Raw genomic sequence first — 13,377 nt, 5'->3', positions numbered from 1 at the left:
CGTAAGTCACCGCGAATGCCGCCACCGCCGTGTCCAGCTCGTCGTTCCTGCCGACGTACCCCGCGATGAGCCGCGGGTCGGCGCTGTGCGCGTGTGCGCGGGCCAGCAGGGCTCCGGTCATCCGGCCGTAGTCGTCGATCTGGCCGGCGGCCAGCGCGGCCGGGTCCACGCTGCCCTTGCGGTTCCTGAACTGCCGCACCTGGAAGGCCCGCCCGGCGACCGTCGTCCACCCGAGCAGGAAGTCGCTGACCACCTGCATCCGCTTCTGCCCGAGCACCACTCTCTGTCCCTCGTGCTCGACCTCCGGCACCGCGAAGCCCGCCGTGGGCAGATGGGGAAGCAGCGCGGAGGGCCGCGCCTCCTTGACCTGCAGCACCAGCGGCTCGCCCCGGTGGTCGACCAGCAGCACGACATACGACCGCAGGCCGACGCTGCCCGTGCCCACCACGCGGAAGGCCACGTCCTGGATCGCGTACCGCGCGAGCAGCGGCAGCCGGTCCTCGGACAGTGTGCCCACGTACTCCCCGAGCGCGGAGGCGACCTCGGCCGCCTCCGCGTCCGGTATTCGTCGCAGCACCGGCGGGGCGTCGACGAAGCGCCGCCCCACGAGGCCGCCCTCGCCCTCGACACGCTCGGTCGACTTGGCGGCGAACCGGGCGCTCGTGTTCTGCCGGGCCTTCTCGGAGACGCTCTCCAGGGTGCCGAGGAGATCCCGGGCGTCCGTGTGCGAGACCAACTCCTCGTCCGCGATGGCGTTCCACGCGTCGAGCGCCGGAAGCTTCGCGAGCAGCCGCATCGTGCGGCGATACGCCCCCACCGCGTCGAACGCCGCTTCCCTGCAGACGTCCTCGCTCGCCCCCGCCTCACGCCCCGCGAGCACGAGGGAGGCCGCGAGCCGCTTCACGTCCCACTCCCAGGGCCCGTGCCCCGTCTCGTCGAAGTCGTTCAGGTCCATGACCAGGCCGCCCCGCGCGTCCGCGTACAGGCCGAAGTTCGCCGCGTGTGCGTCACCGCATATCTGGGCGCCTATCCCCGTCACGGGGGTTCGCGCGAGGTCGTACGCCATCAGACCCGCGGCCCCGCGCAGGAAGGCGAAGGGCGACGCGGCCATCCTGCCCATCCGGATCGGTGTGAGCTCGGGGAGCCTGCTGCGGTTGGACTCCTCCACGGCCTCGACCGGATCGGGGCGTCCGTCGTCCTCGGCGAACCACTCGTGCGAGGTGCGGCTGACGCGCGCACGCAGCGCCTTGCCCTCCCTCTTCGGCGAGACCCGCGCCTCTGCCGAAGCCGAAGCCGCCGGGCCAGCCGCCCCCGCCGACCTCTGGGAGGGCCACTGCGCGAACCCCTTCACCTGAGGAAGTCCCGCACCACCGAATCGCGCACCGTCGGTCTCCGCCATGACCATTGCCCTCGCCCCCGCATCCCCCACGTCCGGGCGGGCCCTCGTGGGCCTCACCTGGCATGAAGGTACCGCCGCGCTCCGAGTAGCGTCAGAGCCTGTGGACAACCCGCCACCTGTGGACAACTCGGCGCACCGAACCGGCTTCCGGTGACATACATCACCGCGTCGAGGCACCTGATCACCGTGCCGAGGCACCCGCGGCGCCAGCTCACACCCCATACACCCGCAGCACAACGAGAAGCGGGCCCCCACCAGGACTTTCGTCCTGATGGAGACCCGCTCCACATGGTGCGCGAGGGGGGAGTTGAACCCCCACGCCCTTTCGGGCACTGGAACCTGAATCCAGCGCGTCTGCCTATTCCGCCACCCGCGCATGGGTGTTGTCTTGGGTCTCTCACTGCTTGGTGCGAGCGCCTGCCGACATCCAGAAGATTAGCACGCTGCCGAGGGTGGATTCACATCCGTATTCGGGGGCACCTGCCCTGGTGATCCGGAGAGATCCGGGCCGGGCCGACCGACTTCTGCCGTACCCGGCGAAGCTCCGCGGTCGGGTGCGGGACACTGGTTTGAGGCCCCCTCTACGATCCCTGTCAGAGGAGCCTGAGAGGAGCCCGGAAGGATCCCGGAACCCTGGTGCGGGCATGCCTTGTGAGAGGCGACACTCATCGACTGGGCGGACAGGGGGAACCAGCCGATTTCCCGGCGCGTGGATACGATCAGTAAGCAGTACCAGGATGACTACGACGGAGGAGGTGCCCCATGGGAGTCATGAAGAAGTTCGAGCAGCGACTCGAAGGTCTCGTCAACGGCACCTTCGCCAAGGTGTTCAAGTCCGAGGTCCAGCCCGTCGAGATCGCCGGCGCCCTGCAGCGCGAGTGCGACAACAACGCGACGATCTGGAACCGCGAGCGGACCGTCGTTCCCAATGACTTCATCGTGGAGCTCAGCGCGCCCGACTTCGAGCGCCTGAGCCCATACTCCGGACAGCTCGGCGACGAGCTCTCCGGGATGGTGCGCGAGTACGCCAAGCAGCAGCGGTACAGCTTCATGGGCCCCATCAAGGTCCACCTGGAGAAGGCCGAGGACCTCGACACGGGTCTGTACCGAGTGCGCAGCCGCACGCTCGCGTCCAGCACCTCGCAGAGCCCCGAGCGCGCCCCGGCCGGCCCTTCGGGCCCCGCGGGCCCCTCAGGGGGCCCCACGAACGCCGGCCACAGCCCCGCCAGACCCCCCGCGGGCGGCGCAGGCGGTGGCTACGGCTACCCGCAGCCCTCTCAGCCCTCCGGCGCTCCCCCCATGCCCGCCGCGCCGCCTCCGGGCGGCCGACCGGGCGGACCCGCACCGGTACCGAGCCGCCCCCAGGGGCCCGGCGCCGGACCCCTTCCGGGTGCGCAGGTACGGCGCTGGATCGAGATCAACGGCAATCGCCATCAGATCTCCCGCCCGACGCTGGTGCTGGGTCGCAGCACCGACGCCGATGTGCGGATCGACGACCCCGGCGTATCGCGCCGGCACTGTGAGATCCGGACCGGAACGCCCTCGACGATCCAGGATCTCGGGTCTACCAACGGCATCGTGGTAGACGGGCAGCACACCACCCGCGCTACGCTCCGCGACGGCTCGCGGATCGTCGTGGGCCAAACCACCATCGTTTACCGGCAAGCCGAAGGGTGAAGCGGGGGCAATGTCAGAGCTGACCCTGACGGTCATGCGGTTGGGTTTCCTAGCCGTTCTGTGGCTGTTCGTGATCGTGGCCGTCCAGGTCATCCGTAGCGACCTGTTCGGTACGCGCGTCACACAGCGCGGTTCGCGCCGTGAGAGCGCGCGTCCGCAGCAGGCCGCCCGCCAGCAACAGCCGGCGGCCACACCACCTCCCCAGCGCCAGCAGCAGGGCGGCGGGCGGCAGCGCCGTGGCGCCCCCAGCAAGCTGGTCGTATCCGAAGGGATCCTCGCGGGCACGACGGTCGCCCTGCAGGGTCAGACGATCTCGCTGGGCCGAGCGCACGATTCGACGATCGTCCTTGACGACGACTACGCGTCCAGCAGGCATGCCAGGATCTACCCGGACCGTGACGGCCAGTGGATCGTCGAGGATCTCGGGTCCACCAACGGCACGTATCTCGACCGGACCCGACTCACCACCCCGACGCCCGTTCCGCTGGGCGCGCCGATCCGCATCGGCAAGACCGTCATCGAGCTGCGGAAGTAGTACGACAATGAGCGAGCGGAGCGAGCGAGCCGACGCGGTCCACACACTGGACGCCAGCGCGCTCCCGACCGGAGGGTGGGCACCGTGCGGATGTACCCGGAGCCGACGGGCGAGGTGCGCATGAGTCTGTCTTTGCGCTTCGCCGCCGGATCGCACAAAGGCATGATCCGCGAGGGGAACGAGGACTCCGGTTACGCCGGTCCGCGTCTCCTCGCGATCGCCGACGGCATGGGGGGCCAGGCCGCGGGCGAGGTGGCGAGTTCCGAGGTGATCTCGACGCTCGTCACCCTCGACGACGACGTACCGGGATCGGACATCCTGACGTCGCTCGGCACCGCCGTGCAGCGCGCCAACGACCAGCTGCGCCTGATGGTCGAGGAGGATCCCCAGCTCGAGGGCATGGGGACGACCCTGACCGCGCTGCTGTGGACGGGCCAGCGCCTGGGTCTCGTACATGTCGGCGACTCGCGCGCGTACCTCCTTCGGGACGGCGTCCTCACGCAGATCACCCAGGACCACACGTGGGTGCAGCGTCTGGTGGACGAGGGCCGGATCACCGAGGAGGAGGCCACCACTCACCCGCAGCGCTCCTTGCTGATGCGCGCGCTTGGCAGTGGTGAGCATGTCGAACCGGACCTCTCCATCCGTGAGGTCCGCGCCGGCGACCGCTACTTGATCTGCTCCGACGGTCTCTCCGGTGTGGTCTCGCACCAGACGATGGAAGACACCCTCGCGAGCTATCAGGGCCCCCAGGAGACCGTGCAGGAGCTCATCCAGCTCGCGCTGCGCGGCGGCGGGCCCGACAACATCACGGTGATCGTCGCCGATGTCCTGGACATCGACAGCGGCGACACCCTCGCGGGCCAGCTCTCCGACACCCCCGTGGTCGTCGGCGCGGTCGCCGAGAACCAGCTCCAGGCGCAGGACGACGGCGCCATGCAGACTCCGGCGGGCCGCGCGTCCGGCCTCGGCCGTCCCGTGCCGCCGCAGCCCTCCGGAGGCGGCTTCGGGCCGCCCGGGAGCGGTGACACGGCGAGCTACGCTCCCGAGGGGAGCTTCGGCGCGTTCAGCGACGAAGACTTCGTGAAGCCCCGCGGCGGCCGTAAATGGCTCAAGAGATCGCTCTACACCGTGCTCGCCCTGGCGGTCATCGGCGGCGGCCTGTACGGCGGCTACCGCTGGACCCAGACCCAGTACTACGTAGGCACGAACGACGAGAACGTCGCTCTGTACCGCGGCATCGACCAGGACCTGGCGTGGGTCAGCCTGTCGAAGGTCGAGGAGAACTACCCGAAGATCGAACTCAAGTACCTGCCGCCGTACCAGCGCAAGCAGGTCGAGGGGACCATCCCCGAGGGCAATCTCGACGACGCCAAGAGCAAGATCAAGGAGCTCGGCCTGCAGGCGTCCGCCTGCCAGAAGGACGCCGAGCGCCGTGAGGCCGAGCGAGAGAACGCCAAGCCCGGCGAGGGTGAGGCGGGCGGCACCACCGGCCTGGCCGCCAAGGCCCCCACCGACGATCCGACCGATCCGGCGGACAAGAACGGCACGAACGACAAGAACAGCACGACCGACAAGAACAAGTCCAAGACCGCACCGACTCCCACACCCGGCCCCAGCCTCTCCGAGGACGAGGAGAAGCTGGTCCCGCTGTGCGGTAAGCAGTAAGCAGCCGTTGGGGGCCTTTGCACGCCATGAGCAGTAGCACTACACACACGTCGACCATCGGCGCGATCGGAGCGCCGAGCAGGCGCAACACCGAGCTCGCGCTCCTTGCGTTCGCTGTCGTCATCCCGCTGTTCGCCTACATCAACGTAGGCCTCGCGATCGACGGCGAGCTGCCGTCCGGCATGCTCGGCTACGGCTGCGGGCTCGGACTGCTCGCTGCCGTCGGCCACATCGTGGTGCGCAGGTTCGCGCCCTACGCGGACCCGCTGCTGCTGCCGCTCGCGACGCTGCTCAACGGCCTCGGTCTGGTGGTCATCTGGCGCCTGGACCAGTCGGAGAAGCTGAAGGACATCGCCAAGGCGGCGACCGGTTCCTTCAGCCCTTCCGCGCCCAAGCAGCTGATGTACTCCGCCATCGGCATCGCGCTCCTGGTCGCCGTGCTGCTCGTGCTGAAGGACCACCGCGTCCTGCAGCGCTACACGTACATCTCGATGGTCGCGTCCCTGGTGCTGCTGCTCCTGCCGCTCGTGCCGGGCCTCGGCATGAACGTCTTCGGCGCCAAGATCTGGATCAGCGTCGGCGGTTTCTCCATCCAGCCCGGTGAGTTCGCGAAGATCGTCATCGCGATCTTCTTCGCCGGCTATCTGATGGTGAAGCGCGACGCGCTCGCCCTGGCGAGCCGCCGCTTCATGGGGCTCTACCTGCCGCGTGGCCGTGACCTGGGGCCGATCATCGTCGTCTGGGCGATGTCCATCCTCATCCTGGTCTTCGAGACCGACCTCGGTACGTCGCTGCTGTTCTTCGGCATGTTCGTCGTGATGCTGTACGTCGCCACGGAGCGCACCAGCTGGATCGTCTTCGGCCTGGTGATGTCCTCGGTCGGCGCCGTGGGTGTGGCCACGTTCGAGCCGCACGTGCAGGAGCGTGTGGACGCCTGGCTGAACCCGTTCTCCGACTCCGTCATCGCCTCCACGGGCAGCGACCAGATCGCTCAGTCCCTGATGGCGTTCGGCTCGGGCGGTGTGCTCGGCACCGGCCTCGGCCAGGGCCACTCGGACCTGATCGGCTTCGCCGCCAACTCCGACTTCATCCTCGCCACCTTCGGCGAGGAGCTGGGCCTCGCCGGCATCATGGCGATCCTGCTCATCTACGCACTGATCGTGGAACGCGGTGTGCGCACCGCCCTCGCGGCCCGGGACCCGTTCGGCAAGCTCCTGGCGATCGGTCTTTCCGGCGCCTTCGGCATCCAGGTGTTCGTCGTCGCGGGCGGCGTCATGGGCCTGATCCCGCTGACCGGTATGACCATGCCGTTCATCGCCAACGGCGGTTCCTCGGTGATCGCCAACTGGGCGCTGATCGGCATCCTCATCCGTATCAGCGACACCGCACGACGCCCCGCGCCGGCCCCTGCCCCCAACCCCGATGCCGAAATGACCCAGGTGGTCCGACCGTGAACAAGCCCCTGCGCCGGATCGCGATCTTCTGCGGGCTCCTCATCCTTGCCCTGCTCGCCCGGGACAACTGGCTCCAGTACGTACAGGCCGACACCCTCGCCGAGCACACGAAGAACCGCCGCGTCTCCATCGAGCGGTACGCCCAGCCGCGCGGCGACATCATCGTCGACGGCAAGGCCGTCACCGGCTCCAAGGAAGCGGGCAGCGGCGACTACAAGTACCAGCGGACGTACAAGAACGGGCCCATGTGGTCGCCCGTCACCGGCTTCGCCTCGCAGCGCATCGGCGCCACGCAGATCGAGAGCCTCGAGGACGGCATCCTCACCGGCAACGACGACCGGCTCTTCTTCACCCGCAGCCTGGACATGATCACGGGCAAGAAGAAGGAGGGCGGCAACGCCGTCACGACCCTCAACGCCGCCGCCCAGAAGGCCGCGTACGACGGTCTGAAGGGCCGCGGCAAGGGCGCGGTCGCCGCGCTCGACCCGTCGACCGGCGCGATCCTCGCGCTGGCCTCAGCTCCTTCGTACGACCCCTCGACCTTCGCGGGCAACACGGACAAGGAAGCCGAGCAGTTCGGGAAGCTGGACAAGGACAAAGACCAGCCGATGCTCAACCGCGCGCTGCGCGAGACGTACCCGCCCGGCTCCACCTTCAAGGCGGTCACCGCGGCGGCCGCCCTTGAGCACGGGCTGTACGACGACATCGACTCGCCCACCAAGTCCCCGCTGCCCTGGACGATGCCCGACACCCAGACCCCGCTGCCGAACGAGGGGAACATCCCCTGCAAGAACGCCACGCTGCGCGAGGCGCTGCGGGTGTCCTGCAACACCGTCTTCGGCAAGATCGGCTCGGACCTCGGCAAGGACAAGATGCTCGAGACGGCCGAGAAGTTCGGCTTCAACGAAGAGCAGTTCGTGCCGGTCCGCTCGAACGCCTCCGTCTTCCCCGAGAAGATGGACAGGCCGCAGACCGCACTCTCCTCCATCGGCCAGTTCGAGACGGCCGCGACGCCGCTGCAGATGGCCATGGTCGCCTCGGCCATCGCCAATGACGGCAAGCTGATGGAGCCGTACATGGTCAGCGAGCTGCAGGCGCCGAACCTTGACGTGATCGAGAAGCACGCGCCCAAGGAGATGAGCCGGCCGCTCTCCGAGGAGAACGCGCAGAAGCTGCAGGACATGATGCAGACGGTCATCAACGACGGCACCGGCCGGAACGCCAAGATTCCGGGCGTCACCGTCGGCGGCAAGACCGGCACCGCCCAGCACGGCATCGACAACAGCGAAAACCCCTACGCCTGGTTCATCAGCTACGCCAAGACCGACTCCGGTTCGCCGGTGGCCGTCGCCGTGGTCGTCGAGGACAGCGACGCGAGCCGCGACGACATCTCCGGTGGTGGTCTGGCCGCCCCGATCGCCAAGGACGTGATGAAGGCGGTTCTCGACAGCAAGAAGTGACCCCCGTCACGGCCCCTTCACATCAGTGCACGTTGCGATACCGGTCCTGTATCGGGTGACGGTGGTGGCCGGGTCACGTAAGGCGAGCCGGGTACGGTATGCCCGGACAGCACACCGCCGGACCACACAAGGGTGCGGTCGGGACTGACGGAGAGGGCTGGATTAGCTATGGAAGAGCCGCGTCGCCTCGGCGGGCGGTACGAGCTGGGCCAGGTGCTCGGCCGAGGCGGGATGGCGGAGGTCTACCTCGCGCACGACACCCGCCTCGGACGCACCGTGGCGGTGAAGACGCTGCGGGTGGATCTCGCGCGTGATCCGTCATTCCAGGCCCGGTTCCGCCGCGAGGCCCAGTCGGCCGCCTCGCTCAACCATCCTGCGATCGTCGCGGTCTACGACACCGGCGAGGACTACGTAGACAACATCTCCATCCCGTACATCGTGATGGAGTACGTCGACGGCTCCACGCTGCGTGAGCTGCTGCACTCCGGGCGCAAGCTGCTGCCCGAGCGCGCCATGGAGATGACGATCGGCATCCTCCAGGCCCTGGAGTACTCCCACCGCAACGGCATCGTCCACCGCGACATCAAGCCCGCGAACGTCATGCTGACGCGCAACGGCCAGGTCAAGGTCATGGACTTCGGCATCGCCCGCGCCATGGGCGACTCCGGGATGACGATGACGCAGACGGCGGCGGTCATCGGCACCGCGCAGTACCTCTCGCCGGAACAGGCCAAGGGTGAGCAGGTGGACGCGCGAAGCGACCTCTACTCGACCGGCTGCCTGCTCTACGAGCTCCTCACGGTGCGCCCGCCCTTCGTCGGTGACTCCCCGGTCGCGGTGGCGTATCAGCACGTACGGGAAGAGCCCCAGGCACCGAGCGTCTTCGACGGCGAGATCACGCCGGAGATGGACGCCATCGTCCTGAAGGCCCTCACCAAGGACCCGGACTACCGCTATCAGTCGGCCGACGAGATGCGCGCCGACATCGAGGCCTGCCTCGACGGCCAGCCCGTCCAGGCCACCGCGGCCATGGGCGCGGTCGGCTACGGCGGCCACCCGGACGACCAGCAGACGGCGATGCTGCGCCCGCAGAACGGCGGCGGCCAGACGTCGATGATGCCGCCGGTCGGCCCGGACGACGGCTACGACGACCATTCACGCCGCCGCCAGAAGAAGAGCAGCACTTCTACGGTGCTGCTGGTCCTGGCGGGCTTGCTGGTCCTGGTGGGCGCGATCCTGATCGGGAAGTGGGCGTTCACCGGGGGCGGTGGCGGCGACGACACGATCAAGGCACCGAACTTCGTCGGTGAGAAGCTCGCCGACGCCAAGAAGTCCGCCAAGAACGTGGACCTCGTACTCGACGCCTCCGAGCGCAAGCCGTGCGCGAAGTACCCCAAGGGCGAGATCTGCTCCCAGGACCCGGGGGCGAACGCGACGGTCAGCAAGGGCGACACGATCAGCGTGACGGTTTCTTCTGGTTCGCCGAAGATCACCGTTCCGGATGTGAAGGGCCTGACCTACGCGAAGGCCAAGGAACAGCTCACCGACAAGGGCTTCACCGACGTCCAGAAGGAGACGGAGGAGTCCGACCAGACGCCTGGCATCGTCACGGCTCAGGACCCCAAGGGCGACACGGAGGCGGAGAAGAGCGAGACCATCACGCTCACCGTCGCCGAGGAGGCCGCCAAGTCCGTGGTCCCCGACGTCACCGGCAAGACCTGCGACGAAGCCAAGACCCAGTTGGAGAGCAACAACCTCACCGGTGTGTGCGAGGAAGAAGAGAGCGACTCTGTCGAGGCCGGCAAGGTCATCTCGCAGAGCCTCGCCCCGCAGAGCGAGGCCGACCCGGGCTCGACGGTGACGCTGAAGGTCGCCAAGGCCGCCGAGCAGGCCACCGTGCCCGCGCTCACCGGCCAGAAGCTCAAGGACGCCCGTAAGGCCATCGAGGACGCCGGTCTGACGGTCGGCACCATCACGGGCCCGCAGGAGGACGACGCTCTCGTGGTCCTCTCAGATCCGCCCGCCAACCAGCAGGTCGCACCGGACACCGCGATCAACCTGACCACGGCAGGCGGCAACCAGGGCGACAACGGAGGCGGTAACGGCGGGGACGACGGAGGCGGCTTCCTCGGAGGCAGCGCCGGGTTCTCCCGCAACAACGAGGACTAGGCCTTTCAGTAAGCCTCTTCCGTAAGAACACGAGAGGAGCCCCGGACACCGCCCAGCAGGCGGTGTCCGGGGCTCCTCTCGTACGTGGTGCTAGTCCAGCTCGGCCGGCGGCGTCCGCTTGTTGTCGACCTTCTCGATCCGCTCCAGCTCGCCCCACACCACGTAGCGGTAGTTGGACGTGTAGACCGGCGTGCACGTCGTCAGGGTGATGTAGCGGCCCGGCTTCTTCGCGCCCGATTCCTTGGGGACCGGGTTCAGGACGTTCACGTTGTACTTCGACGTCTCGGGCAGCGTCGAGTACACCTTGTACACGTACCACTTGTCCCGGGACTCGAAGACGATCGCGTCGCCCTTCTTGATCTTGTCGATCTTGTGGAACTTCGCGCCGTGCCCGTCGCGGTGCGCGGCCAGCGTGAAGTTGCCTTCCTTGTCCTGCGGGAGCGCCGACTTGATCGGGTCCTCGTAGTAGCCCGCGACACCGTGGTTGAGCACCTTGCTGTCGGTGCCCTTGCCGACCAGGATCTCGCCGTTGCCCATCGCGGGGACGTGCAGGAAGCCGATGCCGTCCTTGGTGTTCAGGTTCCCCGGGCCGCCCGCCCAGCGGTCACGCACCTGGTCGCCCTGCTTGTGCGCCTCGCGGTCCGCGACGACGTTGGTCCACCACAGGGAGTAGACGACGAAGAGACCGAGCACCAGGCCCGCGGTGATGAGGAGTTCACCGAAGACGCTGACCGCCGTGGCGATCGGGCCACGTCCCCGGGGTCGCGGTGCGGGCGCGGGTGCGGGCGCCTCGGCCTGCTCCTCGGTCTGCTCCTCGTCGCGGTCGGCGTGGTCGGTCGTCGCTGCCACTGGTTCTGCCCCGTTCTCACCGTGCTAGTTGACGAGCGCGCTCGGTTTGCCCTTGCTGCGCGGCCGTTCCTCGACCATCTTGCCCCAGACGATCATTCGATACTTACTCGTGAATTCCGGGGTACAGGTGGTCAGTGTGATGTACCGGCCCTCTTTGGTGAAGCCCGACCCCGGAGGGACCGGTCCGATCACCGAGGTGTTGCTGGGCTGGGTCTGCGGCAGGATGCTCGCCATCTTGTAGACGAAGTACTTGTCCTGCGTCTCCACGATGATGGGGTCGCCCGGTTCGAGCTGATTGATGTAGCGGAACGGTTCGCCGTGGGTGTTGCGATGCCCTGCGACCGCGAAGTTGCCCTTCTTGGCGTCCGGCATGGCCGTCTTGGTGCTGCCCTCGTTGTAGTGACCGACCATGCCGCGGTCCAGGACCTTCGACTTGTCGATGCCCTCGGCGATCGGCACGACCACGTCGAGGCGAGGGATGTGCAGGAGCGCGAAGCCCTGTCCTGGCTCGAAGGCGCCCGGCTTGCCCTTGCCCTTCGCCCACTCCTCCTGGAGGTCGTTGGCGGCGCCGTTGGCCTGCTGGTGGGCGCGGATGTTCGTCCACCACAGCTGGTACGTGACGAAGAGAAGCATCAGTACGCCTACGGTGATGAACACCTCGCCGAGCCCCCGGCTGATCACCGTGCCCGCGGAGGGCTTACGGGCGCGCTCGGCGCGACGGGCCTCGACGCGGGAGAGGGGGGCCGCGGAGTCCGTCGCGGCGCGGGGGGCTGTGGCTTGGCCTGTGGCTTGGCCTGTGGCTTTGCCTGCGCCTTTGCCTGTGCCTTTCTTCGCGGCCCTGCGACGGGCGGCCCTGCCGCCCTCCGTGGGGCGCTCCGGCTCCAGGCCCCGGGCCCGCTCTAGCTCGGGTTCTGGCTCTGGCTCGGCTATTCGGCGCGTGTCCGCCGTCCGCAGGCCCACCGTCTCGTCGTCGACCGGAGGCTGCGGCTGCTGTGGCTGCTGCTGCTGAGGGGCGTACGCGCCGTACAGCTCCTCGTACGTCGGTTCCCGCACCCCGTACCAGTCGCGGGCGTACCCCTCGGGGTCGTACCACTCCTGCTCCTGAGGCTGCTCCGGCTGCGGCTGCGGCTCAGGCAGCGGCTCCGGTTCCGCGGGCCCGCTGCGGAACCACGGCGAAGGATGCTGACCCGGCAGCGGGTCCGTCAGCGGATCGGCGAGATGGTCGACTGCGGCCTCGAACGCCCCGGGCTGGTCGAATGCCCCCGGCTCCCCGTACGACGCGTACTGATCGTCGTCGTACGGAACTCCGGAGGAATCGCGCTCGGGGCGCAACGCGGTCACGCCGTGGCCCTGCCCACCACCGGGGCAAGACCGCTCGACCGACCGACCGCCCCCTTGTCCCCGCACTCCACCAGCCAGTTGGCGAGCATGCGGTGGCCGTGCTCGGTGAGCACCGACTCGGGGTGGAACTGCACGCCCTCGACCGGAAGTTCACGGTGGCGCAGGCCCATGATGATGCCGTCCTCCGTACGCGCGGTCACCTCCAGCTCAGCCGGAATCGTGGCCGGCTCGGCGGCGAGCGAGTGATAGCGCGTCGCGATGAACGGTGAGGGCAGCCCGGCGAAGACACCCTTGCCCTCGTGCACCACGGCGGACGTCTTGCCGTGCAGCAACTCCGGCGCACGGTCCACCACTCCGCCGTACGCCACCGCCATCGACTGCATGCCCAGGCAGACGCCGAACACGGGCACACCGGTGCCGGCGCAGTGCCGCACCATGTCCACGCAGACCCCCGCCTGCTCGGGCGTGCCGGGGCCCGGTGACAGCAGGACGCCGTCGAAGCCGTCCTGCGCGTGGCGCAGCTCGACCTCGTCGTTGCGCAGGACCTCGCACTCGGCGCCCAGCTGGTACAGGTACTGGACGAGGTTGAAGACGAAGCTGTCGTAGTTGTCGACGACCAGGATGCGGCTGGGACGCTTTGCGGTACTCACTGGCCGTCCACCGTCACATCGTTGAAGGGAAGCAGCGGCTCGGCCCAGGGGAAGACGTACTGGAAGAGCACGTAGACCACAGCGAAGACGAGCACCAGCGAAAGCAGCGCCCTTACCCATGCGTTTCCCGGCAGATGCCGCCAGATCCAGCCGTACATGCCGTCCCTTCCGTAGC

The 13,377-nt window shown here is 68.4% G+C and carries 11 protein-coding genes and 1 tRNA gene; 6 read left to right on the top strand and 6 right to left on the bottom strand.

The window, feature by feature from the left end:
- Both ABD378_RS02160 and ABD378_RS02155 read right to left on the bottom strand, forming a co-directional pair.
- A partial coding sequence (locus ABD378_RS02160; protein ID WP_344518543.1) for a DUF2252 domain-containing protein occupies nucleotides 1-1,399 on the bottom strand: 1,399 nt, incomplete at its 3' end.
- 289 nt (nucleotides 1,400-1,688) lie between these two features.
- Nucleotides 1,689-1,775, bottom strand: a tRNA-Leu gene (locus tag ABD378_RS02155).
- 386 nt (nucleotides 1,776-2,161) lie between these two features.
- On the opposite strand from ABD378_RS02155, the gene ABD378_RS02150 reads away from it, so the two are divergent.
- From ABD378_RS02150 to pknB, 6 genes are all read left to right on the top strand, one after another.
- A complete protein-coding gene (locus ABD378_RS02150) occupies nucleotides 2,162-3,076 on the top strand; it encodes an FHA domain-containing protein (RefSeq protein ID WP_344518542.1) in 915 nt (304 codons plus the stop codon).
- Between the two features lie 10 nt (nucleotides 3,077-3,086).
- Nucleotides 3,087-3,611 (top strand): FHA domain-containing protein FhaB/FipA, encoded by a 525-nt coding sequence (locus ABD378_RS02145; RefSeq protein ID WP_344518541.1) that lies wholly within the window; start codon nucleotides 3,087-3,089, stop codon nucleotides 3,609-3,611.
- 120 nt (nucleotides 3,612-3,731) lie between these two features.
- Nucleotides 3,732-5,279, top strand: coding sequence for a Stp1/IreP family PP2C-type Ser/Thr phosphatase (locus tag ABD378_RS02140; protein WP_386544497.1), 1,548 nt, complete (start codon nucleotides 3,732-3,734; stop codon nucleotides 5,277-5,279).
- 26 nt (nucleotides 5,280-5,305) lie between these two features.
- Nucleotides 5,306-6,733 carry an FtsW/RodA/SpoVE family cell cycle protein gene (locus tag ABD378_RS02135; protein WP_344518538.1) on the top strand — a complete coding sequence of 476 codons (1,428 nt, stop codon included), beginning with the start codon at nucleotides 5,306-5,308 and terminating at the stop codon, nucleotides 6,731-6,733.
- On the top strand, nucleotides 6,730-8,193 hold the full coding sequence (locus ABD378_RS02130) for a peptidoglycan D,D-transpeptidase FtsI family protein (RefSeq protein ID WP_344518536.1): 1,464 nt from the start codon (nucleotides 6,730-6,732) through the stop codon (nucleotides 8,191-8,193). The genes ABD378_RS02135 and ABD378_RS02130 overlap by 4 nt, the downstream gene beginning before the upstream one ends.
- Before the next feature lie 168 nt (nucleotides 8,194-8,361).
- Nucleotides 8,362-10,362 carry a Stk1 family PASTA domain-containing Ser/Thr kinase gene (gene pknB, locus ABD378_RS02125; RefSeq protein WP_344518535.1) on the top strand — a complete coding sequence of 667 codons (2,001 nt, stop codon included), beginning with the start codon at nucleotides 8,362-8,364 and terminating at the stop codon, nucleotides 10,360-10,362.
- A gap of 90 nt (nucleotides 10,363-10,452) precedes the next feature.
- On the opposite strand, the gene ABD378_RS02120 is transcribed toward pknB, so the two are convergent.
- Genes ABD378_RS02120 through ABD378_RS02105 form a run of 4 tightly spaced genes read right to left on the bottom strand, consistent with a single transcriptional unit; the run spans nucleotide 10,453 to nucleotide 13,360 of the window.
- Nucleotides 10,453-11,211 carry a class E sortase gene (locus ABD378_RS02120; RefSeq protein WP_344518534.1) on the bottom strand — a complete coding sequence of 253 codons (759 nt, stop codon included), beginning with the start codon at nucleotides 11,209-11,211 and terminating at the stop codon, nucleotides 10,453-10,455.
- Between the two features lie 24 nt (nucleotides 11,212-11,235).
- On the bottom strand, nucleotides 11,236-12,552 hold the full coding sequence (locus ABD378_RS02115) for a class E sortase (RefSeq protein WP_344518533.1): 1,317 nt from the start codon (nucleotides 12,550-12,552) through the stop codon (nucleotides 11,236-11,238).
- Nucleotides 12,549-13,202 carry an aminodeoxychorismate/anthranilate synthase component II gene (locus ABD378_RS02110; protein ID WP_344518532.1) on the bottom strand — a complete coding sequence of 218 codons (654 nt, stop codon included), beginning with the start codon at nucleotides 13,200-13,202 and terminating at the stop codon, nucleotides 12,549-12,551. The genes ABD378_RS02115 and ABD378_RS02110 overlap by 4 nt, the downstream gene beginning before the upstream one ends.
- A complete protein-coding gene (locus ABD378_RS02105; RefSeq protein ID WP_190083025.1) occupies nucleotides 13,199-13,360 on the bottom strand; it encodes a hypothetical protein in 162 nt (53 codons plus the stop codon). The genes ABD378_RS02110 and ABD378_RS02105 overlap by 4 nt, the downstream gene beginning before the upstream one ends.
- Nucleotides 13,361-13,377 lie beyond the last annotated feature (17 nt).

Origin of the sequence: Streptomyces rectiviolaceus (genome assembly GCF_039533825.1) — a bacterium.
GTDB classification, from domain to species: Bacteria; Actinomycetota; Actinomycetes; order Streptomycetales; family Streptomycetaceae; genus Streptomyces; species Streptomyces rectiviolaceus.
The sequence above is the reverse complement of the archived record's forward strand: the minus strand, read 5'-3'. Positions and strand labels throughout refer to the sequence as shown.

What these genes read in the sequence shown, in the direction of transcription:
- ABD378_RS02150 (WP_344518542.1), top strand. Translation starts at nt 2,162, where the DNA reads ATGGGAGTCATGAAGAAGTTCGAGCAGCGACTCGAAGGTCTCGTCAAC.
- ABD378_RS02145 (WP_344518541.1), top strand. Translation starts at nt 3,087, where the DNA reads ATGTCAGAGCTGACCCTGACGGTCATGCGGTTGGGTTTCCTAGCCGTT.
- ABD378_RS02140 (WP_386544497.1), top strand. Translation starts at nt 3,732, where the DNA reads ATGAGTCTGTCTTTGCGCTTCGCCGCCGGATCGCACAAAGGCATGATC.
- ABD378_RS02135 (WP_344518538.1), top strand. Translation starts at nt 5,306, where the DNA reads ATGAGCAGTAGCACTACACACACGTCGACCATCGGCGCGATCGGAGCG.
- pknB (WP_344518535.1), top strand. Translation starts at nt 8,362, where the DNA reads ATGGAAGAGCCGCGTCGCCTCGGCGGGCGGTACGAGCTGGGCCAGGTG.
- ABD378_RS02105 (WP_190083025.1), bottom strand. Translation starts at nt 13,360, where the DNA reads ATGTACGGCTGGATCTGGCGGCATCTGCCGGGAAACGCATGGGTAAGG.